Annotated in this window: 15 protein-coding genes; 13 read left to right on the plus strand and 2 right to left on the minus strand. The window is 67.0% G+C overall.

Going from position 1 to position 23,024, the window contains the following annotated elements; translation table 11 throughout:
* Positions 1-8: 8 nt before the first annotated feature.
* Both deoC and G6N77_RS08315 read left to right on the plus strand, forming a co-directional pair.
* Entirely contained in the window at positions 9-716 is a 708-nt protein-coding gene (deoC, locus tag G6N77_RS08310) for a deoxyribose-phosphate aldolase (RefSeq protein WP_165181562.1), read from the plus strand.
* A gap of 84 nt (positions 717-800) precedes the next feature.
* Entirely contained in the window at positions 801-1,025 is a 225-nt protein-coding gene (locus tag G6N77_RS08315) for a hypothetical protein (protein WP_165181563.1), read from the plus strand.
* 126 nt (positions 1,026-1,151) lie between these two features.
* Here G6N77_RS08315 and mfd read toward each other — a convergent pair whose 3' ends face one another.
* A complete protein-coding gene (gene mfd, locus G6N77_RS08320; RefSeq protein WP_165181564.1) occupies positions 1,152-4,814 on the minus strand; it encodes a transcription-repair coupling factor in 3,663 nt (1,220 codons plus the stop codon).
* 173 nt (positions 4,815-4,987) lie between these two features.
* Here mfd and G6N77_RS08325 point away from each other — a divergent pair, with 173 nt between their 5' ends.
* The 6 genes from G6N77_RS08325 (at position 4,988) to G6N77_RS08350 (ending at position 12,801) form a co-directional block, all read left to right on the plus strand.
* Positions 4,988-5,488 carry a DUF2505 domain-containing protein gene (locus G6N77_RS08325; protein ID WP_165181565.1) on the plus strand — a complete coding sequence of 167 codons (501 nt, stop codon included), beginning with the start codon at positions 4,988-4,990 and terminating at the stop codon, positions 5,486-5,488.
* 1,055 nt (positions 5,489-6,543) lie between these two features.
* Positions 6,544-7,650 carry a glycoside hydrolase family 16 protein gene (locus G6N77_RS19820; RefSeq protein ID WP_240901785.1) on the plus strand — a complete coding sequence of 369 codons (1,107 nt, stop codon included), beginning with the start codon at positions 6,544-6,546 and terminating at the stop codon, positions 7,648-7,650.
* A gap of 305 nt (positions 7,651-7,955) precedes the next feature.
* The gene (locus G6N77_RS08335; protein WP_165181566.1) at positions 7,956-8,930 is read left to right on the plus strand and encodes a glycosyltransferase family 2 protein; all 975 of its coding nucleotides are present in this window, start codon (positions 7,956-7,958) and stop codon (positions 8,928-8,930) included.
* A 13-nt stretch (positions 8,931-8,943) separates the two neighbouring features.
* The gene (locus tag G6N77_RS08340; RefSeq protein WP_240901786.1) at positions 8,944-9,999 is read left to right on the plus strand and encodes a glycosyltransferase family 2 protein; all 1,056 of its coding nucleotides are present in this window, start codon (positions 8,944-8,946) and stop codon (positions 9,997-9,999) included.
* Entirely contained in the window at positions 9,996-11,690 is a 1,695-nt protein-coding gene (locus G6N77_RS08345) for a hypothetical protein (protein WP_165181522.1), read from the plus strand. Before G6N77_RS08340 ends, G6N77_RS08345 begins: the two co-directional genes overlap by 4 nt.
* Before the next feature lie 4 nt (positions 11,691-11,694).
* Positions 11,695-12,801, plus strand: a complete 1,107-nt coding sequence (locus G6N77_RS08350) for a hypothetical protein (protein ID WP_165181567.1) — start codon at positions 11,695-11,697, stop codon at positions 12,799-12,801.
* A gap of 122 nt (positions 12,802-12,923) precedes the next feature.
* On the opposite strand, the gene G6N77_RS08355 is transcribed toward G6N77_RS08350, so the two are convergent.
* Complete coding sequence (locus tag G6N77_RS08355; RefSeq protein ID WP_165181568.1) at positions 12,924-13,430, minus strand: hypothetical protein; 507 nt, start codon at positions 13,428-13,430, stop codon at positions 12,924-12,926.
* Positions 13,431-13,461: 31 nt separating this feature from the next.
* Between G6N77_RS08355 and G6N77_RS19825 the strand changes: the two genes are divergently transcribed.
* Genes G6N77_RS19825 through G6N77_RS08380 form a run of 5 tightly spaced genes read left to right on the plus strand, consistent with a single transcriptional unit; the run spans position 13,462 to position 22,590 of the window.
* Positions 13,462-16,095 carry a hypothetical protein gene (locus G6N77_RS19825; protein WP_165181569.1) on the plus strand — a complete coding sequence of 878 codons (2,634 nt, stop codon included), beginning with the start codon at positions 13,462-13,464 and terminating at the stop codon, positions 16,093-16,095.
* The gene (locus G6N77_RS08365) at positions 16,092-16,952 is read left to right on the plus strand and encodes a glycosyltransferase family 2 protein (protein WP_165181570.1); all 861 of its coding nucleotides are present in this window, start codon (positions 16,092-16,094) and stop codon (positions 16,950-16,952) included. The genes G6N77_RS19825 and G6N77_RS08365 overlap by 4 nt, the downstream gene beginning before the upstream one ends.
* Entirely contained in the window at positions 16,949-20,755 is a 3,807-nt protein-coding gene (locus tag G6N77_RS08370; RefSeq protein WP_165181571.1) for a polysaccharide biosynthesis protein, read from the plus strand. The genes G6N77_RS08365 and G6N77_RS08370 overlap by 4 nt, the downstream gene beginning before the upstream one ends.
* Positions 20,709-21,158: a hypothetical protein gene (locus G6N77_RS08375; RefSeq protein WP_165181572.1), complete on the plus strand. Its 450-nt coding sequence runs from the start codon at positions 20,709-20,711 to the stop codon at positions 21,156-21,158. Before G6N77_RS08370 ends, G6N77_RS08375 begins: the two co-directional genes overlap by 47 nt.
* The gene (locus G6N77_RS08380) at positions 21,145-22,590 is read left to right on the plus strand and encodes an alkaline phosphatase family protein (protein ID WP_165181573.1); all 1,446 of its coding nucleotides are present in this window, start codon (positions 21,145-21,147) and stop codon (positions 22,588-22,590) included. The genes G6N77_RS08375 and G6N77_RS08380 overlap by 14 nt, the downstream gene beginning before the upstream one ends.
* Positions 22,591-23,024 lie beyond the last annotated feature (434 nt).

Consider the following 23,024-nt stretch of genomic DNA (forward strand, 5'->3'; position numbering starts at 1 on the left):
GCACACCAATGACGCCGCACGCCTCATCCACACCCCAGGATGCCAGCACCGGGCTCGCCGCCTACATCGACCACACGCTCCTCAAGCCCGAAGCGTCGGAGGCGGACATCCTCCAGCTCTGCAAGGAAGCCGCCGAACACCACTTCAAGTCGGTCTGCGTCAACCCGCTCTGGGTGGAAACCGCCAAGCGTGCCCTGCGCGGGACAGGTGTGCTCACCTGCGCCGTGGTCGGCTTCCCCCTCGGCGCGAACAACACGGACGTGAAGGTGTTCGAGGCCCGCGGAGCCACCATGGACGGTGCCGACGAGGTGGACATGGTCATCAACATTGCCGCCGCCCGCGCCCTCGACAAGGAGACCCTGGTGAACGACATCTCCGCCGTCGCCGAGGTGGTCCACGGCGAGGAATCCCTGCTGAAGGTCATCATTGAAACCTCGCTGCTCAGCGACGCGGAGAAGGTGCTGGCGTGCCAGGCCGCCGTCGAGGCCGGGGCGGACTACGTCAAGACCTCCACGGGCTTCAACGGCGGCGGCGCCACGGCCCAGGACGTGGCCCTGATGCGCCAGACCGTGGGCCCGGACATCGGCGTCAAGGCCTCCGGCGGAGTCCGCAGCCGCGAAAAGGCCGAGGAAATGATCGCCGCCGGCGCCACCCGCATCGGCACCAGCTCCGGGATCGCCATTGTCACCGGCGCGCAGGGCACGGGCTCCTACTAAAACGTACTAAGATCGGTGGTAGATCAGAGTGCCGGACGTCCGGTGCACCCACCAGGATCCCCGTTTTTGGGGTTAGGAGGAACCGTGTCCAACGGCAGCTACCGTCGCGAGAACAACCTTGCGCAGTCCGTCATCATGTTTGTTATTTTCTTTGGCCTGTTCGTTGGCGGCATTTTCGCCATGTCGTTCTGGAGCCTGGAAACCCCCGAGCACGCGTTCATCCCCGGCATCATCGCGTTTGCCTGCGTGTTCCTTGCCCTGGTCATCCCGCTGACGTGGATCGGCCGCTCGGACTCTGCCGGAGAGTAACCCCTTCTCCCCAACTGTGCGTCAGAAAGTGCACCGTTTCGGCTGGTTTTCCGCCGAATCGCTGCAGTTTCTGACGCACAGTTTTTTTAATGCGCGACGGCGGCACCCGCCGGCCCCGCCACAGCCCTACGGCGCCGGCGCAGGGACCACCTCAAAAATCGCCTCCAGCACGCCCTCCGCCCACGAAAGCACCTCGGCGTCGGCCAGGTCGCGGCCGCCAACCCGGGCCGTCTTCGGCTTGGGGATCAGGATCGCATTCAGCGCGGGCTTCACCATGGACCCCGGGTACATGCGGTTCAGGCGCATCTGCTTGGACTCAGGCAGGTCCGCCGGCGCAAACTTGATGAAGTTGCCCTGCAGCGCCACATCGGACAGGCCCGCGGCGCGTGCGTGGACCTTGAACCGGGCCACGGCAATCAGGTTCACGGCGGCCGGGGGCAGCTCGCCGTAGCGGTCCACCAACTCGGCCACGACGTCGTCGATCTCCACCAGCGACACCGCGGCCGCCAGCTTCCTATACGCCTCCAGGCGCAGGCGCTCCCCCGGCACGTAGTCGTGCGGGAGATGCGCGTTGACGGGCAGCTCAATCTTCATCTCCGCCACCCGGTCCTCGCCCTCACCCCGGAACGAAGCCACGGCCTCGCCCACCAGGCGGATGTACAGGTCAAAACCCACGCCCTGGATGTGGCCGGACTGCTCCCCGCCCAGCAGGTTGCCGGCGCCGCGGATCTCCAGGTCCTTCATGGCCAGCGCCATGCCCGCCCCGAGCTCGTTGTGGGCCGCCACGGCCTTGAGCCGCTCCAGCGCCACCTCACCCAGCGGCTTGTCCGCCGGGTAGAGGAAGTAGGCATACGCCCGTTCGCGGCCGCGGCCCACACGCCCGCGCAGCTGGTGCAGCTGGGACAGGCCGTAGTTGTTGGCCTGCTCCACGATCAGGGTGTTGGCGTTGGAGATGTCCAGGCCGGTCTCGATGATGGTGGTGCACACCAGCACGTCAAAGCGCTTCTCCCAGAAGTCCACGATGATCTGCTCCAGCCGGGACTCGGACATCTGCCCGTGCGCCACGGCAATCCGGGCGTCCGGCACCAGCTGCTGGATGTGCGCGGCGGTGCGGTCAATGGATTTAACCCGGTTGTGCACATAAAAAACCTGGCCTTCGCGCATCAGTTCGCGCCGGATCGCGGCGGCCACCTGCTTGTCCGTGTACCCGCCGACGTACGTCAGGACGGGGTGCCGCTCCTCCGGCGGGGTGGCCAGCGTGGACGTTTCGCGAATGCCCGTCATGGACATTTCCAGCGTGCGCGGGATGGGCGTGGCGCTCATGGCCAGCACATCCACATTGGTGCGCATCTTCTTCAGCGCCTCCTTGTGCTCCACGCCGAAGCGCTGTTCCTCGTCCACAATCACCAGGCCCAGGTCCTTGAAGCCAAAGTCCTTGGACAGCAGCCGGTGCGTGCCGATCACCACGTCCACGGCGCCGGAGCGCACGCCGTCCATGATTTCCTTGGATTCCTTGCCCGTCTGGAACCGCGAAAGCGGCCGCACCCGGATGGGGAAGCCGGAAAAGCGCTCGTTGAACGTCTCATAGTGCTGCTGCGCCAGCAGCGTGGTGGGCACCAGCACAGCCACCTGCTTGCCGTCCTGCACGGCCTTGAACGCGGCGCGGACGGCGATTTCGGTCTTGCCGTAGCCCACGTCGCCGGAAATCAGGCGGTCCATGGGCACTTCCTTCTCCATGTCCGCCTTGACCTCGTTGATGGCGATGAGCTGGTCCGGCGTCTCCACGTACGGGAACGCCTCCTCCAGCTCGGCCTGCCAGGGCGTGTCCGGCCCGAACGCGTGCCCCTTGGACGCCATGCGCGCCGAGTACAGCCGGATCAGGTCGGCCGCAATTTCCTTCACCGCCTTGCGCGCCTTGGACTTGGTCGCCGCCCAGTCCGATCCGCCCATCTTGGACAACGACGGCGCGTCCCCGCCCACGTAGGCCGTCACCTGGTCCAGCTGGTCGGTGGGCACAAACAGCCTGTCCCCCGGCGCCCCGCGCTTTGACGGCGCGTATTCGAGGACCAGGTATTCGCGCAGCCCCACCCCGCCGGCGGTTGAGCCTGTCGAAACCCCGGCCACCTTCCGCTGGATCAGCTCCACAAACTTGCCCACGCCGTGCTGTTCATGCACCACGAAGTCGCCGGCGTGCAGCTGCAGCGGGTCCACCACGTTGCGCCGCTTCGAAGGCAGCTTGCGCATGTCCTTGGTGGAGACCGCGGAGGCCCGCCCCAGCAGGTCGGCCTCGGTCAACAGGCCCAGCTTGAGCGAGTCAAGCACAAAGCCGCGGCCCACGTCCGCCGTCGTCACCTCAATGATGCCCGGCTGCGGGCGGTCGGTCAGCGATTCCACGCGCGACGCCGGGATGTTGGCTTCGTGGAACAGCTCGGCCAGGCGCTGGGCGGGTCCGGGGCCCTCGGTGGCCACCACCACGCGCCACTGGTCCTTCACGCGGGAGCCGATGAACTCCATCATTTCGGCCACATCCCCGCGGTAGCCGCGCGGTTCCCGGGCGTGGAGGTTGACGGAGTCAACGTCCAGCACCAGTTCGTCGTCCTGGGCCAGGGACGTGATGGACCACCACCCCACGCCGTGCTCCAGGGCGGCGGAGCGGGTCTCGGCCAGGGACTTAAAGGAGGCGGCGTCCAGGTTGATGCCCTGGGCGGCAAGCCCCTGGGCTGCGAGGTCCAGGGGTGCCGTGCCGCCGTCGGACGCGGTGGACCAGGCGGCCTCCAGAAATTCCTCATTGGTGGACTCGAGGTCGTGCGCGCGGGCCCGGACCTTTTCCGGCTCCAGCAGCACGGCGAGGGACCCGGCCGGGAACAGCGAGGCCAGCGGCACCATGCCGTCCACCAGCGCCGGAGCCAGCGATTCCATGCCCTCCACGGCAATGCCGCCGGCAATTTTTTCCAGCATTGCGACCGCCGCGGGCATGCTGTTCTTCAGTTTCGCGGCCCGGCCCATGACGGTGGGCGTGATGAGAATTTCACGGCACGGCGGCGCGTAGAGCTCGGTGGGCTGGGCCACCTCGCCCTTGACCGAGTGCAGCGAGCGCTGGTCGGCAATGGAGAACCAGCGCATGGCCTCCACCTCATCGCCGAAAAATTCGATCCGGATGGGGTGGTTTTCGGTGGGCGGGAACACGTCCAAAATGCCGCCGCGCACGGCAAATTCGCCGCGGTGCGTGACCATGTCCACGCGCGCGTAGGCGGCGTCGGCCAGCCGTTGGACCAGCTCCGTGAACGGGACCTCCTCGCCCACCTTGACGCGGACCGGCACCAGCTCGCCCAGGCCGGCCACAATCGGCTGGACCACCGCACGGATAGGTGCCACAACAACGCGAAGGTGGGTGCCGGCGTCGTACTCGGGATGGGCCAGGCGGCGCAGCACGGCCAGGCGGCGGCCCACGGTGTCGGAGCGCGGTGAGAGGCGTTCATGCGGGAGGGTTTCCCAGCTGGGGAACTCGGCCACGGCGGCCTCGGGCAGGAAGGAGCGGAGGGCGGCCACGGTGTCCTCGGCCTCGCGGCCCGTGGCGGTCACGGCCAGCACGACGCCGGGTCCCCCACCGTGTGCCCCGGCTTCAGCGAGCCCGTCGGCCAGTTCGGCGAGCAGCACCGGGCGCATGCCGGAGGGCGCGCTGAAGGACAGGTCGGTGCTGCGCTGTGCGGGATCGGCGGAGGCATAGGTGCGGACCCGGGCAAAAATGGGGTCCTCGGCCAGGGCAAGGCGCAGGCCTGCAAGACTCATGGGCTGAAATTCTCCTTGAAACGGCGGCGCCGCGGGGGCTGGCGAATGGCACGTGAACAGCACGAAAACCCGGAATTCACAATGAATGCCGGGACGTCCCCAGCTTACTCCGGGCACGGCGCGTCAGGGTATTCTAAGAGCTGCTCCCCGCCCCAAACCCCTTCGGAGGAACCATGGCACTCGCCGCTTCGACCACCCTTTCCGCCCCGGCCCAGCGCGTCACGGACGTCTTCACGAACGAAGAATTCATCAAGCACGTCAGCTTCACGGTGGGCGGCGAGCTGAAGTCCTACGAGATCAGCGGCCCCACCACCGGCGCGTTCACCACCAAGACCGTGCGCACCCTGCCCACCACGCGCATGCCCGACATTGCCCGCAAGGTGGTGGGCGACACCCTGACCGTCACGCAGCTGGAGGAATGGGACGCCCCGGCCGCCGACGGTTCACGCAGCAACCGCATCACGCTCACCGTGGCCAAGGCTCCGCTGGACGTCACGGCCGTGCAGAAGCTCTCCGTCTCCGGGGAGTCCACGCTGGTGGAGCTCACGGGCGAGGTGAAGTCGTCCATTCCGTTCCTGGGCGCGAAGATTGCCGGCGCGGCCGAGCCCGTCATCGGCAAGGCGCTGAACCTGCAGGCCACCCTGGCCCAGGAATGGTTGAACGAACACCCCTGACCCGTTCGGCTGGCCGTGAGTCCGGCCTATTCGGCCCACGTTCGCCCCGAGTCCGCACAGGTCCGCCCAGGTTTGCCGAGTGTACATATACGGCGACAGGGCGGGTCCCCGGATCGCCAGAGATGTACTCTCGAATCCCACGGCTCGTCCACGGCACTGACCCGACAGGCCCACCTTCCGCCGAGTGTACATATACGGCGACAGGGCCGGCCCCTGGATCGCCAGAAATGTACAGTCGAATCCCACAGCTCTTCCACGGCGGTCAGTTCGCAGCGATGGCGACTTAGACCTGGGCTAAGTCGCCATCCCTGCTGACTCGCGTGGTGGGGGGCCGTCAGAGTGCACAAATTGGGTCCATGACAACCGGCGGTGCAGCTCCTGCGACCATTCCGGCGCCCAACCCGCAAGAGCTGCACCACCAAACCCCGACACGGCCCCCAACCCGCAGGAGCTGCACCACCGAATCCATAATGACGAGGTGGAGGCACTGACCCGGCGGTCAGTTCGCAGCGATGGCGACGTAGACCTGGGCTAAGTCGCCATCCCTGCTGACTCGACGCGCGCGGGGCCGTCGGGGTGCACAAATTGGGTCCATGACAATCGGTGGTGCAGCTCCTGCGACCATTTCGGCGCCCAACCCGCAGGAGCTGCACCACCAAACCCCGACACAGCCCCCCAACCCGCAAGAGCTGCACCACCAAACCAACAATGGCGAGGTGGAGGCACTGACCCGGCGGTCAGTTCGCAGCGATGGCGACTTAGCCCGGGTGTAAGTCGCCATCGCTGCTGACTCACGTGCCGGGGGCCATCACCGCCACGACCCAGACCCCCGACACGCCGTGCACCGTTACCGTTTTGTTATCTGGGCCTCCCTTCGGGTAACGTGTTTATCGGTCTCCCAAGAGCGTCCGGCACAGTCCGGGCACCTGCACTTGCGTCGGCGGCCGCGTTCGCCGAGAGCCTGGGGGTTCTCCAGTTCGGACGCATTGCTGCCGCACCGAAGCACGCCCCCAGCACGCCGCTACAAGACAGCTGCGTCCCAACCCGGGAGATCCATGCCCTTTAAGCACATCCCTGCCCACCGCAACGACGCGCCGACAAGCACAAACGCCCGCAAGGCACCAGGCCGCAAAACACTCATGATCCTGACCGTCGGCGCCCTGGCCCTGACCGGTTGCGGCATCGCCACCACCGCCTCACTGGCAAGCGCCCCCTCCGCCGAGCTCGCCTCGGTACACTCATCAGTGCACAAGTCGACCCACAAGTCAGACGACCGCACGGAAGGACGGGATCGCACGGAAAAGCACACAGCCAAGCCCACGGCAAAGCCCAGCCCCTCCGCCACGCCGTCGCCCACGCCAAGCACGACGCCGCAGCCCACTACCAGCCCCACGGCGGCTCCCAGCCCCTCACCGAGCACAGCGCCGGCTCCGAGCCCCACCTCAAGTCCCAGCCCGAGCACGGCCCCGATCACCAACCCCATCACCCTGCCTGCCCCTGCACCGTCGGGTGACGGAACCACGGCCGCCGCCAAATTCGGCTGGGGCTCCGTTGTGGCCGGCGACGAGTTCAACTACACAGGCGCCCCCGACTCCACCAGGTGGAGCGTGTACAACAGCGCCGGCCACGCGGGCAACGGCACGCGCACGCCGTCGGCCTGGTCCGTAGCCAACGGAGTGGCAACGGTCAAGGGCGACTCAGCCGGGAACACCGGAGGCATGTCGGCCAAGTTTGCCCAGCAAAAGTACGGGCGCTGGGAAACCCGGATGCGCACCAACGCCCGGGACCCGCAGTACCACCCCGTGCTGATCCTGTGGCCCAACAACAACACCACGAACAAGTGCGCGGAGATCGACTACGCCGAGGGCAATGAAGAGACCACGAAGATGAAGTTCTTCCTGCACTACGCGTGTGGCGGCTCCAACTTCCAGACCACCACCGCCACCACGGTTGACACCACCCAGTGGCACAACTACGCCGTGGAGTGGACCCCCACCTCCATCACCGGCTACATTGACGGCGTCAAGACGTTCACCGACACCGATCCGTCCCACCAGCCCGACAACGGCATGCACCAGACGCTGCAGCTGGACTGGTTCCCCAGCGGCGCGGCCACGGCCCCGTCGCAGATGCAGGTGGACTGGGTCCGCGTGTACAAGTAGCACCACCTGCCACCCACGTAAAACAAGCAAAAAAACAAGTAGCGCTGCGGCCAAGTCAAGTAGGCCGCAGCGCTTCTTGCTGTCCGGCCGCGGCGTAATCTAGGCCTAGCCGCTGAAGAAAACGCCAGTGAAACAAAGGGAAAACACTGGAAGAACGCTCTTCAGTTCGGTGTCAGCAAGGTCTCTCCAAGGTCTTCGTTTCTTAATATCATTGCCGCCGGCCGCCACTGGGATGCAGCCCCCGGCAAGGGACACGCAGCCCCATCCGGGACCGCAGTGTCCTTCCGCTTAACGTGGAGGAAGCAATGACATATTTGGGGCCAACACCAGCCGCCAAAACCGTGCCCAGCCATGGGCACCCGGACCAGGGCCATCAGGACCATGCCAACCAGGACCAGTGGGATGATGCCCGCTGGGAGCACAACGAGTGGCGCCAAGACCTGGCCGCCGCCCACACCACCGGACGACATCCATCCGTCAGCCTGGTGATCCCCACCCTCAATGAGGCCCGCAACCTGCCATGGGTGCTGCGCCGCATCCCGGATTTCGTGGACCAGGTGCTCATTGTGGACGGCCGCTCCGTTGATGACACCATTGAGGTGGCCCGCGCCGTGCGCCCCAGCGTAGAGATCGTCCTTGAACCCGAGAAGGGCAAGGGGGCCGCCATCCGCGCCGGCTTTGCCGCCAGCACCGGGGATCTCATAGTGATGATCGACGGCGACGGCAGCATGGACCCGGGCGAAATCGGCTGGTATACAGCGCTACTGAGCAGCGGTTTCGACTTCGTCAAGGGCTCCCGCTACCTGACCGGCGGCACCTCGGATGACCTCACATGGCTCCGCGGGCAGGGCAACCGGGCGCTCACGGGCCTGGCCAACGCCGCCTGCCACCGCCACTTCTCCGATCTTTGCTACGGCTACGTGGGTCTGCGCCGCCAATGCCTGCCCCTCCTGGAACTCTCCTCCAGCGGCTTTGAAATCGAGACCGAACTGGCAGTCCGGGCATCGCTGGCTGGCCTGCGCATAGCCGAAGTCCCCACGCACGAATGGAACCGGCTCTCCGGAAACTCCAACCTGCGCACCTTCCGGGACGGCTGGCGCGTGCTCCACACATTGGTGCGGGAGTGGTCGGCCTGGGATTCGCCCACGGCGGGGGCCATGGCGGAGTCCATGCAGCGGATCCACTACCAGGAACTGCCGGTGGACATCAGCCGGTCCCCCTCGGATCCTGCTGAACTGCTCCACCCCGCCCCATTGCTCCGCCCGGCGATGGGGGCCTGACATGGATGCCGAAATGATGCCCCAAACACCGGCTCAAAGGCCCGCCCAAACACCGGTCCAAACGCCGGCCCAAGCCACCGCCCAAACGCCCGCCGGCAAGAAGGCGCCGCTCCCCACGGCCACCGTGGTGATTTGCGCCTACACGGAGGAGCGCTGGGACTGGCTGCAGGAGGCCGTCGCCTCCGTCCAGTCCCAAAGTGTTGCCCCGCATGAGCTCATCATCGTGGTGGACCACAACCTGACGCTGCAAAAGCGCCTCCTGCACCAGGTCACGGGTGCCTACACACTGGAAAACAATGGCGCCAAGGGCCTTTCCGGGGCCAGGAACACAGGTGTGCTGGCGGCCACGGGAGAGATTGTGGCCTTCCTGGACGACGACGCCGTGGCGCACCCTGACTGGCTCCGCCGCCAGCTGGAGCTGTACGACGATCCAGCGGTGTACGCCGTCGGCGGGCAAATCGACCCGCTCTGGGAAAACGGCCGCCCCGCCCACTTCCCGCACGAACTCGACTGGATCGTGGGCTGTTCCTACCGCGGCCTGCCGAGGGTTGCCGCGCAGGTCCGCAATGTCATTGGCGCCAGCATGTCCTTCCGCCGCTCGGTCTTTGAGGACGCCGGCCTGTTCGATGAACGCATGGGCCGCACGTCTTCCCCGCGCGGCTGCGAGGAGACGGAGCTGTGCATCCGCACGGCGGCCCTTCGCCCGGGCGGCCGGGTGGTCTACGAGCCGGCTTCGCTGGTGCAGCACCACGTCACGGCGGCCCGCACCACCATGGGCTACATGCTGGCGAGGTCGTGGGGCGAGGGCATCTCGAAGGCGCAAATCTCCGCGCTGCCGGGGGCACCGCGGCGGCTGGCGCCGGAACGCCGCTACGTTTCCGAGGTGCTGCCCAAGGCAGTGATCCGCAGCCTGGCCGACGGCGGCACTGCCGGCCTGGCGCGCAGCGGAGCCATTCTTTCCGTGCTGGCTGCAACCGCGGCCGGCTACTTGGTGGAGCGGGCACGGCGCCCGCTGGCCTCGGCGCACGCCCCGCGGCGCGGCGCCGGCAAGATGGAGGAAGCGTCATGAGCGGCAAAAGAACACAGAAAAGAAGGACATTCCGCAACATCGTGATGGCGGCGGCGCTGACGCTTGCCTCCGCCACGGCTGCCGCGGCAGCCACCCCGCCGCCCACCGGCTCGCCCACCGCCACGGCTCCGCAGGCAACCACGGCCAGCCCGACGGCGGCCAGCCCGACGACGGCGGCTACGACGGCGGCGCCCAAGACGACCACGGCGGCACCCGCCGTGACAGCGCCAAGCAAGCTGACCGGCGTCGCTCTTAAGGCAAAACCATCGCCCAAGCCCTCGCCAAGCTCGACGGCAACTCAGACACCCACACCCACACCCACCCCCAGCCCGACCCCAACACCAACGCCAACCCCCACACCCTCACCCACACCAACACCAACACCCACACTTCCGGCGGCCCCCACGTGCCAGCCCCTGACGGCGCCGCCCACCAACAACTTCCCCGGCAGCACAGTGGTGGCGGACAACCTGGAATCCGGGTCGCTCGCAAATTGGTCGGTCCAGACCAACGGCAGCGGCACGGCCAGCGTGGTGGGCAGCCCCGTGTTCACGGGCGGCTGTGCCGGCTACCTGCACACCACCTCAACGAAGGGGTCGCTGGCCAACGCGTCCGTGGCCATCCCGGCGGGCACGGCGGAAGTGTATGCGGACGGCTACTTTGACCTCGCCACGGCCGGCACCGGCACGGGGGCCTCGAACCCGTTCTTCCGCTTCTTCAACGGCAGCACGAGGATCGCCACTGTGTACCGCTACGCCAGCAACGGCCAGCTGTGGCTGGAAACGCTCTCGCCAACGGCCGGCTGGGTGCGCACCCGGCTGACCACCCAGGCACTCTCCCTCAGCGCGTGGCACCATGTGGAGGCCGCGCTGCTGCCCAATGGGACAGCGACAACCGTGGAGGTGTGGCTGGATGATTCCCTGGTGTACTCCAGCACCGGCGTGAACGGACCCACCGTCCCGGTCACGTCCGTGATGATGGGCAGTGAAAGCACCAACCAGCAGGGCGATTTGTACTTTGACAACGTGCTGATCAAGGCCGCCACTGCCGTCCAGAACAACTGCGACGCCGCCGTGCCCAGCAACACCATGCCGGGGCAAACGGTGGTCACGGACGGATTTGAGTGCGGCAACCTGTCGAAGTGGACAGTGCACATGGGAGGCGACGGCACGGCCAGCACCCAGACGGGCACCGTGTTCGACGGCACCACGGCGGCCAGCCTGGTCACCAGCTACAACTCCGGCTCCCTGGCGAACATCTCCCACGAGTTGCCGGCCGGATCCGTCCAGTCGGACGTGGACGGGTGGTTCAACATCACCGCGGAGGGGCCAACGGGCAATGACGTCCCGTACTTCCGCTTCTTCACCGGAGCCACGCGTTTCGCGGACATCTACCGGTACAACGTCACGGGCCAAATGTGGCTGCGGGTGCTGACTCCGGCCGGCACGTTCTCCTATGTACGGCTGACAAGTTACGCAATTCCGCTGGACACATGGCAGCACGTGCAAATGGAAGTCATTCCCAACGGCGCCGCCACGAGCATCAGCATCTGGCTCAACGACGCCCTGCTGTACTCATCCACCGCCGTGAGCACCTCGGCCACCAACGCCACCACGGTGATGTTGGGTTCCGAGCATGCCCCGCAACCGGCATCCATCAACATTGACGACGTTATCGTCAAGGCGGAGTAGTCCCGTGACACAGAGCCAGCTTGCAGCACCATCACCGGTGTCCACCGGCGCCCACTTCGACGTCCACGGACTGGTGGGGATCGAAGTGGTGCCCGGCACGCCCGGCGCGCCCCAGCTGGTGGACATGCTGGGGCCGTTCCACACGGCCCGCCGGGCGGAGGAGGACACCCGGATCCTGGTCACCGGAACCACTCTCCCCCTGATCAACCCCTCGCATGCCGAGGACGCCTACCGCTACTCCGACGACACACTGTTCCTCCCGAGGGACCGGGTCACGGTGACGGCAACGGACGCCGGCTTCACTGTTGCCGGACGCGGCGAACTGCTCACGGCGGTGATTCCGCTGCTGGACCGGCTGTGCGTGGCGAACGGCGCGGCCATGGTGCATGCGGCCATCGTGAACTACAGGGGCGCCGGCGTGCTCATGCCGGCGTGGGGCGGCGTTGGCAAGACCAGCACCGTGGCCAAGCTGGTGCGGATTGAGGGCGTGCAGTTCATGGCGGACGACTGGGCGTTCCTTCGCTCCGACGGCACCGTCCTGGGATACGCCAAGCCCATGTTCATCAAGGCCCACCACCAGCCCATCTACCCGCAGCTTTTCGAGGGCGCGCACAAGCCGCTGGTCCCGAAGGCGTTGACCAAGCCGCTGGAGAGGGTTTCCACCATTGTCCACCCTGTGATCGTCCGCTATCCCCGCACGGCCGCGTTCACCAGGCACTGGTCCCCGGAGCACCGCATGGTCACCCCGGAAGAGGCGTTTGGTGCCGAAAACATTGCCACCGAGGCACCAACCCGGGTGGCCCTGTTCCTGGAACGGCACTCAGGTTTCGATGCCGTGCTGGAGCCGCGCAGCGCCGACTGGCTGACCACCCGCATCGTGGGCAACTTCCACACCGAGCTGCCCGGCGTGTCCCGGAGCCTGATCGAGGCCCTGGGCGCCACCGGCCTGGTCCCGCTGGAGCGCTACTTCTCCGACAAGGCCAAGGTGGTGCGCCGGGGGCTGGGCGGCATCCCGTGCCACGTGCTGAAAATCCCGGTGGACTGGTCCGCCGACCGCGCCAGCGACCACGTCACCGCCACCGTCCAGGCGCTGCTCAATGAATGGGCTTAGCTCGGTGCGCGGCCTGGCTGACTGTGTGGCCCCGGTCCGGCTTTCGGCCGGGACGACGGCGGCCGCCGGGGTTTGGGCGGCTGTCTCGGCTTCCGCAGCCCGGACGACGGCGACTCCCGGGGTTAGGTTGGCGGCCTCGGCTTCCGCAGCCCGGACGACGGTGAACCCCACAGCGGCGGCTGCCACGACGGCGGGCCGCACAGCGGCGGCCGGCAGCCGCCGTCGAACAATTCTTTATCTGCTGGCGGCACCCGTCGCCGGTCAATCGGCGAAGCGGGCAATGCACCCGCTGGCTGCGGCGTGCGCCCAAGGGGACGGCGTCGGCTATATGGAGGTGGCATTGTGAACAGGCCAAAAGCAGGCATCCGAACCATGATGATGACGGCGGTGCTTGCCTTGACGGCGGGCCTGGCGGCAACAGCCGCCACGCCGCCCCCCGGCAGCTCGCCCGGCGCCAGCCCGACAGCAACGGTAGCCACACAGCCGCCCCCGGCCACGACTCCTGCCACCACGGCGCCAATTGCTTCCAGCCCGGCCAGCGCAACACCGACCACGCCTCCGGCAACTACCAATGCCACCACCGCGCCGGCCAGCACTACGTCGCCACCGGCACCCGAGCCAACACCCACGCCAACTCCCACATCAGCGCCCAAAACAAGCGTGAAGGCTGGCGCCACATCCGCGCAGGCCACACTCGCCCCTGCGTGCCTGCCCGCCACGGCGCAGCCCACCAACGGCTTCCCCGGAACCACCGTGCTGGCCGACAACTTTGAATCCGGCACCCTCTCCCAGTGGAAGGTCTGGGCCGCCGGAACCGGCACGGCCGCCGTTGTCACCAACGCCCATGTCACAGGAGCCTGCTCCGCCCGCCTGCACGAAGATGCACTGGCCGGATCGCTCTCCAACCTGACCAAGGCCATCCCCGCCGGGCTCGGCGATGTCTACGCAGACGGCTACTTCGACGTCGCCACAGCAGGCGTGACCGGAGCCGCAAACTCCTACCTCCGCTTCTACATCGGCACCACCCGGGTGGCCAGCGTCTACCGCAACGTCAACGACGGCAGCCTCTACCTGGAAACCCTCTCCTCCGCCGGCACGTGGACACGCACCAGGCTCACCAGCACGGCCGTCAGCATGTGGCGCTGGCACCACATCCAAATGCACGTGCTGCCCAACGGCGCCGCAACCACCGTCCAAGTCTGGCTGGACGGAACCAGCGTCTACTCCAACAGCCACGTCAACGGCCGCACCGGCAACATCTCCTCGGTGTCCACCGGAAACGAATTCACCATCCAGCGCGGGGACCTCTACCTCGACAACCTCATCATCAAGGCCCAGGCCCTGGTCGCTCCCGCCCCTGCATGCCTGCCCGCCACGGCGCAGCCCACCAACAGCTTCCCCGGAACCACGGTGCTGGCTGACAACTTTGAATCCGGCACCCTCTCCCAGTGGAAGGTCTGGGCCGCCGGAACCGGCACGGCAGCCGTTGTCACCAACGCCCATGTCACAGGAGCCTGCTCCGCCCGCCTGCACGAAGATGCACTGGCCGGATCGCTCTCCAACCTGACCAAGGCCATCCCCGCCGGGCTCGGCGATGTCTACGCAGACGGCTACTTCGACGTCGCCACAGCAGGCGTGACCGGAGCCGCAAACTCCTACCTCCGCTTCTACATCGGCACCACCCGGGTGGCCAGCGTCTACCGCAACGTCAACGACGGCAGCCTCTACCTGGAAACCCTCTCCTCCGCCGGCACGTGGACACGCACCAGGCTCACCAGCACGGCCGTCAGCATGTGGCGCTGGCACCACATCCAAATGCACGTGCTGCCCAACGGCGCCGCAACCACCGTCCAAGTCTGGCTGGACGGAACCAGCGTCTACTCCAACAGCCACGTCAACGGCCGCACCGGCAACATCTCCTCGGTGTCCACCGGAAACGAATTCACCATCCAGCGCGGGGACCTCTACCTCGACAACCTCATCATCAAGGCCCAGCCCACCCCCCCACCAACCTGCCAGCCCCTTACGGCGGCTCCCAGCACCACCTTCCCCGGAACCACCGTGGTTGCCGACAACTTTGAATCCGGAGTCCTCAGCAACTGGGCCGTCAACACCGGCGGTGACGGAACAGCCGCCGTCGTCAACACCGCAGCCGTCACCGGCGCCTGCTCCACGCACCTGCACGCAAGCACGGCGGCCGGCTCCATCGCGACCCTGACCAAAACCATTCCGGCCGGCCTCGGGGACGTCTACGCAGACGGCTCCCTTGACGTCGCGGGACTGTCGACGCAAGGAGGCGCAAATTCGTACTTCCGCTTCTATAGCGGCACCACCCGTGTTGCCGCCATCTACCGCAACGTTGCCGACGGCAGCCTGTGGCTTGAAACGCTTTCGCCCACCAACGTCTGGACACGCACCAAGCTGACCGGCACCCCCGTCAGCCTGTGGCGCTGGCACCACCTCCAGATGCACGTGCTGCCCAACGGGGCGGCAACCACCGTGCAGGTCTGGCTGGACGGAACCAGTGTATTCTCCAGCAGCACCGTCAACGGCCGCATCGGCGACATCACCTCTGTGGCAACGGGCAATGAATTTGCCGGCCAGCAGGGTGACCTCTACCTGGACAACGTGATCATCAAGGCCCAGCCCGTTGCCAACTGCGCTGCGGCAGTCCTGCCCACCAATTCATTCCCCGGAACTACGGTGGTGGCAGACAACTTTGAGTGTGGAAACCTCAACAAGTGGACGCTCCAATTGGGAGGCGACGCAACAGCCACCGTCCAGCAAACAACCGTCCATACGGGACTGAGCGCGGCCAGCCTGGTCACCACCACGAACAACCTGTCGCGGGCGAACCTGTCCCACGCCATCCCCGCCGCGTCCACGGACGTATACGCGGACGGCTGGTTCAACATCACGGCCATTGGGCCGGTGGGCAATGACGTGCCGTACTTCCGCTTCTGGACCGGTTCCACCCGGTTTGCGGACATCTACCGGTACAACTCCACCGGGCAGCTGTGGCTGCGGGTCCTGTCACCTGCGGGCACGGACATCTACGCACAGCTGACCACGTCGTCCATTTCGCTCAGTGCCTGGCACCACGTGCAAATGCGTGTTGCAGCTGCGGGCCCAACCACCACCATCCAGGTGTGGCTGGACGGCGTGCAGGTCTACAACTCGGCTGCGGTCAACACCTCAGCCACCAGCACAACCTCGGTGATGATGGGCTCGGAGCACTACCCGCAGCCGGCGTCCATCAACATCGACGACGTGATTATCAAGGCAGTGCCGTGACAACCAGCGAGACCCCGCAGGGCACCACCGCGGCAGACGGGGCACTCCCCGTCTCCGTGGTGGTCCCTGCCCGCAATGCCGCGCGCTGGCTGGCCGAGTGCCTGGCCAGCGTCGCGGCGCAGCACCCCGCGGAGATCATCGTGGTGGACGGCTGCTCCACGGACAACACCGTGGAGCTGGCCACCAACGCCGGGGCGCATGTGATTTCCGACGGCGGACGCGGCCTCCCAGCCGCCCGCATGATGGGTGCCCGCGCAGCCACGCAGGACACGCTGGCCCTCATTGATGCTGACGTCCTCCTCCCCGAGGGCGCCCTGAAAGCCCTCCTGGACGAGTTCACCGCAGGCCACTACGACGGCCTGCAGTTTGGCCTCGCCAGCCGCCCCGACGAGGAGGAATACTGGGCCCAGGCACTTGCCTGGCACCACAACCACAGCCGCGTGCGTGAATGGTTCTGCGTGTGCGCCACACTGATGCGCCGCGACGTGCTGCTCCAGCTGGGCTTTGACGAATCGTTCCGTTCCGGCGAGGACGTGGAGCTGCGCATTCGGCTGCAGCAGGCGGGCGCCCGGCTTGGCGTCTCCCGCAAGACCATCGTGGGGCACCGTTTCAGCGGCGGCTTCGACACGGCCCGCGACCAGTGGGAGCAGGACGGAGCGGGCCTGGCCCGGACGGCCGCCAAGCATCCCTCACGCGCCGGCTGGATGGTGGCGCTGCCGCTGCTGGCCACCATCCGCGGGGCGGGCCTGTCCCTGGTCCTGGCCCCGCGCTACCTTCCGTACTGGGCGGGATTCCTGGGCTACAACTACCGGTCGATGGTCTCGGAATGGATGCACGGCACCCGGGCCCACCCATGACTGGCCGCGAGCTGCTGGACCGGCTCCACCCCGGCCAGGTCCAGAGCAAGTCCATGGGGGCCAACACGCTTTCGCTGGCAGCCGCCCGAGTGGCGCCCATGGTGGTGGGCTTCGTCTTCTGGGCGCTGGCGGCCCTGTCGCTCTCCCCCGCACGGCTGGGGCTCGGTTCGGCGCTGGTTTCCGCAGTGCTGCTGTCCGTCCAGCTGGCCCTGCTCGGCGTGGGCCCGGCCACTGTCTCCCTCCTACCCAGCCAGCACGACGCCGGCCGCCGCCTTCTCAGCGCCTCGCTGGCTGCCGTGGTGGTCACCTCCGTCGTGGTGGGCGTGGCGGTGGTCCTGGTCACGCGGGCCCTGGGCGGGGTGACCGGCGCCGCGTGGGACAATCCCGCCGTGGTGGCCGCCTTCCTGGTGGCCGCCGTGCTGGCCACAGTGGCCTACCAGCTGGACCACATCGCGGTGGCGCAGTCCAGCTCCCACCATGCGCTCTCCCGCAGCCTGGTGCAGGGCCTGGTCCAGCTTGGCGCGCTGGGCCTGGGCCTGCTGGCGAAGAACGACGGCGTGCTGACGCTCCTTACTTCCGTGGCCGCGGGAGCGCTGGCCAGCGTGGTGCTGGGCCTGGTCCAGCAGTGGCGCCGCGGCTTGCGGCCCACGCGTTTTGGCGCGCCCGAGGCGAAGCTACTGCTGCGGCACGGCCTGCCCAACCACGCCCTGATGCTTTCGGACAGGGCACCGGGCTACCTGCTGCCGCTGGTGGTCACGGCCGCAGTTTCAGCCACGGCCACGGCTTCCTGGTACATGGTCTGGATGCTGTCTACGGCAGTGTTTTTTGTGCCCCAGTCGGCCGGCTATTCACTTCAAGCCAAGCTTGCCGGGCAGGGGGTGTCGCAACAGGGGGTGTCGCAACAGGGCGTGTCGCGGCCGGGAATTCCACGGCAAGGTGTGTCGGTACAGGACTTCTCGCGGCAGGGGATTTCGAGGCAGAACGTCTCTCGTCAGGGCATTTCGCGGCACGACGCTTCGCTGCAGGGCATTTCGCAGCCAGCCCCCGGCGGGCCCGGCCCGGTGGCCTGGCCCGCCCCGGCCGGCTGGGCGAATCCGGTGCGGGCGCTGGTGCGCAAGGCACTGATGCTGAGTGTGGTGCTGACGGCGGGCGCCGCCGTGGTGCTGGTCGTGGCGGGGCCCGTCCTGCTGAAGCTGCTGGGCCCGGTGTACGCGCAGGGGTGGCCCCTGCTGCTGATCATGGCCCCGGCGCTGCTGGTGGGCTGCGTGACGCAGGTGTATTACGGCCTGTGCCGGGCGCGGAACCGGCTGGCCGAGGCCACGGCCGTGGCCGTGGTGGCTGCGTTGATTGCCGTGGTTCCGGCCGCGGCGCTGGCCTCGCAGCGCGGGCTGGAGGGGGTTTCGCTTGTATGGCTGGCCGGCCAGGTGGTCGCGGCGGGGCTGGCGGCGTGGCGGCTGAGCGTGCTGACCTCCAAGGCCCAGGCACCCCAGTCCCCCGGGTCCAAAGCCTCCGCGTCCAAAGCCCCCACGTCCAGGAAGCTGACATCCAGGAACCTGACATTCCAGGACCAGGCGTCCCAGGCCCCCGCATCCAAGAACCAGGCGTCCCAGATCCTTCCCTCACCTGGGCGGAACGTCCACCCCAAGCTGCAGGGCGACCGCCCGGGCGATCTCCGGCGCGCCCTCCGCCTGGACCATCGGGACGCCCTTGCGCAGGAACAGCTGCTGCGCCACAGCGACCAGCGCCACACGTACACCTCTGACCATGACACGGAGCTGCCCAAGGTGCCCGGACTGCGCGCCGCCTGGCGCCGGCAGTATTCCCATTATGTGGACACCCGCGTCCGCCTGACGGACGCATTGGACCGGGTGGAGAGCAGGATGCGCCCCAGGATGGTGCACGGCGAGGGTGCGGCGTCGTCGTCCCTGGCCTTGCTGGCGGCAGCGGCACTGGGCCTGGGCGTGTGGGGCGCGCTGCACGCCGACGTCGGCAAAATCGGCTCCCTGGGCGTAATCACGGCCGTGCCCCCTGAGTACTTCCCCGCCCTGGCTGCGGCCGTGGCCGGCGTGGCGCTGTCACTGGCCCGGCGCCGGCAGCACGTGTGGGTGCTGGTGGTGCAGCTGGTGGTGTTGATCTTCCTGCTGCATGGCCTGGACCCGATGATCCACGGAACCCCCCGGCTGGAGGCCAGCTACCGGCACCTTGGGATCACCGCCTACATCGGCGCCGACGGCCAGCTGGACACCAAACTGGATGCCTACTTTTCCTGGCCGGGGTTCTTTGCCCTGCTGGCCATGTTTTCAAAAGCCACGGGACTCCCGTCGCTGATGCCGCTGGCCACGTGGGCGCCCCCGGTCGTCAACCTGCTCCTGCTGCCGGTGCTGCTGGCCATCGCCCGGCGCGTGACCGGGCACTGGCGCGCCACGTGGGCGGGGGTTTGGCTGTTTTACCTGACCAGCTGGGTGGGACAGGACTACCTCGCCCCGCAGGCGTACGCATACATCGTGGGGCTGACGGTGCTCGCGGCGGTCCTGGCCGCCTACGGTGGGCGGGCCTGGAAGGGGACGGCAAGCAAGTGGCGCCGCGTGGTGGACTGGATGGATCCGAAGGTGTATCCGGCACCAGGCCTTTCCCGGCCCGTTTCGGCCATGCTCATTTCCTGCTGCATTGTGATGCTGGTGGCCATGACAGCGGCCCACCAGCTGACGCCCTTTGCCGTGGCGGCGGTGCTGCTGGGGCTCGTGGCAATTGGCCAGCTGCGGCTGCGCCTGGTGTCGGCGCTGGCCATTGCAATCCCTGTTGTATGGCTGGTTTTTGTTGCCACCCCCTACCTGGTGGGCCACATGGACACCTTGTTCGGATCCGTGGGCAACGTAAGCCAGACCATAGCCGTGACGAAGCGCGTTTCAGGCGACCCTGGACACCTCTTTGTTGTCGCGTCCCGCATTGCAGAGTCGGCGTTCATGTGGCTGGCGGCTGGCACCGGAGCATGGCTGCTGGCCCACCGGCACCGCCCCTGGCTGGCCGCCTCGGCAGCGGTCGGCATACCCCTGCTGCTTCTGCCACTGCAGCCGTACGGCGGTGAACTGCTGATGAGGGTGTACCTGTACAGCCTGCCGTTTTCCGCCCCCCTGCTGGCCACCCTGCTGCTGCCAGCAGGAGGGCGCAGGCCCAGGGTGTGGCGCACGGTGCTGGTCGCCGTCGTCGGGCTGGCGCTGGCGGGGACAACCATGGTGACCCGGTATGGCAATGACGCCCTGGAGACCTTCTCGCAGGGCGAATTGGCGCTGGTCAGCCAGCTTGACCATGCGGCCCCCAACGGCGCCGTGGTGATTGAAGCCGTCCACGACACCCCGTGGCGCAGCGTCAAGTACGCCACCTACAAGTACCGCACTCTGCTGCCCGGCAAGCCACAGGCCGACGCCCCGGAGCTGGCCTGTTCCTTTGTGGAAGAGCTGGCGGCAAAGTCCGGGGCCTACCTGCTGGTCACGCAAAGCCAAATCGACTCCGCAGAGATGCTGGGAATCGGCCCGCCCGGCGCCGTCCAGCACTTTGTTGACACCTGCCAGCTGCGCGACGGTTGGCGTGTCCTGGCGCACAACACTTCCGGAATCCTCATCCACATCAACGGAGCAACCAATGCGAATCCCCAAGAATCTCCCGGATCTGGCCCTAGCCGTGTTGGCTATCGCTTCACTTCCCCTGGCCCTGGCGGGACCGCCAGCCCTGCGGGCGGCAGTGGTGGGGGCGTTGCTGTTGACTGGCCCGGGCGGGGCGGCGGCACTGTGGTTCTGGCGGGCTAGCCCCAGCCGCCGGTCCAGGCTGGCCCTCGGTGCGGCCTTTTACGTTGCCCTGGCCATCGGCCTGAGCCTCGGCACATCGCTGCTGGTGGCCACCGGCATGGTCTATGGACACCTTTGGAATCCGTCCGCAGGCGTGTGGGCGGTGGCAGGGCTGACCCTGGTGCTGCTCGGACTGCCGCGGCTGCCCCACATCACCTGGCAGCAGTTCCTCTACGGACAGAACGCGGAGAAATACGGGCACGGCGCAGCGTCCCGGGGGCACGGAACGGCGTCCAGCGGGCACGGCTCAGCGTCCAGCGGGCACGTCACGCCAAAATCCTGGACCAGCACAGTCAAATTTTGGCGCAGCGTTGGAAAGACTTGGCACAGCACAGGAAGGGTGGCCCGCCATGTTGCCAGCTAATCTCCCGGCCCGCAGAGACCGGCGGTCCGGGGCTCAGCAGTCCCAATCGCCCGTGGCCAAGCCGTGGTGGACCAAGCGGCACCAGTCCCAATCGCCCGTGGCCAAGCCGTGGTGGACCAAGCGCCACCAGTCCAAATCACCCGTGGCCAAGCCGTGGTGGACCAAGCGCCACCAGTCCAAATCACCCGTGGCCAAGCCGTGGTGGACCAGGTCACCGTGGTCCAGGGCACGGTGGACCAAGTCGCCCTGGTCCAAGGCTGCTGCCATCGCTGCAGTGCTGTCCACCGTGTTCCTCGGGGCCTGCTCTTCTGGTCAGGCGGGCTCGCCCGGCGCCACCACCCACATTCCAGACCCCACCCCGCCGTCGGCCGTCAGCCATGTTTTCGTCATCATGCTGGAAAACGTGTCCTACGACAGCGCGTACGGTCCCAAGCCCATCTACCCCTACCTGGCCAACACCCTGCGTCCCGAGGGCGTGCTCCTAAACCAGTTCTACGGGGTGGCCCACTGGAGCCTGGGCAACTACCTGGCCATTCTGGGCGGCACCTCACCCACCAAGGACATCCAGGGCGACTGCACCAAATACACGGACATGACGGAGGCCCAGCCGGCTGCGGACGGCCAGGTCACGTCAAAGCACGGCTGCGTCTTCCCGAAGTCCGTCCCCACCCTCGCCAACCAGCTCACGGACAACAACCTGACGTGGAAGGGCTACATGCAGGACATGGGCGCGGCACCCTACCGTGAACAAGCCAGCTGCGGCATTCCCAGCCTTGGCCCGGACAAGTCGGACCTGACCCAAAACTCCGTGCCCTGGGACAACTACGCAGCCCGCCACAATCCTTTCATCTACTTCTCGGCGGTGCGCGACACACCGGCCTGCGCCGCCAATGTCAAGCCGCTCGACCAGCTCACCACTGACCTGAAGACTGCCGCGACCACACCAAACTTCGCCTTCATTTCTCCCAGCCTGTGCGACGACGGCCACAATGAATGCCCCGCCCCCCGGACCCCCGACAGCTGGCTGTCCACCTGGATCCCCCTGATCCAGGCATCGCCCGCATACAAGAACAGCATGATCATCATCCTGGCGGACGAGGCGAAGAACGATTCCCGCGCCTGCTGCCAGGAGCCTTCCGGCCCCAACGTGCCGCACCCGGGCGGGCCGAATTCCGCACTGCTCCAGGCTCAAGGAAATGGTGCCGGCGGTGGCCGCATTGGCGCGCTGGTGCTCTCACCTTTCGTGAAGGCAGGATCCACCAGCACCATCCCGTACAACGACTACTCGCTGCTGCGGTCCATTGAAAACCTGTTCAGCCTGCCGCACCTGGGGTACGCCGCGCAGCCCGGGCTGGTGCCGTTCGGCCCCGATGTCTGGACCTCCAAAGCCCAGACATCGTCCGCTTCGGCCGTCCCCACGCCGACCAACTAAGGCGCATCTCTCAACGATCACATCTGGCCGACAAGTAGCGAATCCACTACTTGGAGTGGTGGCGTACCAAAGACGAGTGGCGGCCACCCTATTGATCCCTTGATGGCCCACCGTAGGCTCAGTTCTGAAGACGATGACCGAAAGAGGGGTAGGCCGTCATATGAGCACCAGGTATGCAAGGAACAGGTTCGAACAGCGCAGCTACACGTGGAGGTCCGTGTCGCTGGGCGTTCTCTCCGCCATCGTTGCGTTAGTGATAATTTTCGTCTGGCTGCATTAGCCCTGACCAATAGTTAAGGAAGGCCACGCGGGTGGCCTTCCTTTGCCATGCCCAAAACCAATTAGCAATTCATGAAAGCATTCTCCTCAAAAAGCGAGTGATGAATTCTGGAAGTCGAGTGTTGACGACGCGTTAATCGAGTGACCGGGACGCC

Source organism: Arthrobacter silviterrae, assembly GCF_011045165.1.
Lineage (GTDB): Bacteria > Actinomycetota > Actinomycetes > Actinomycetales > Micrococcaceae > Specibacter > Specibacter silviterrae.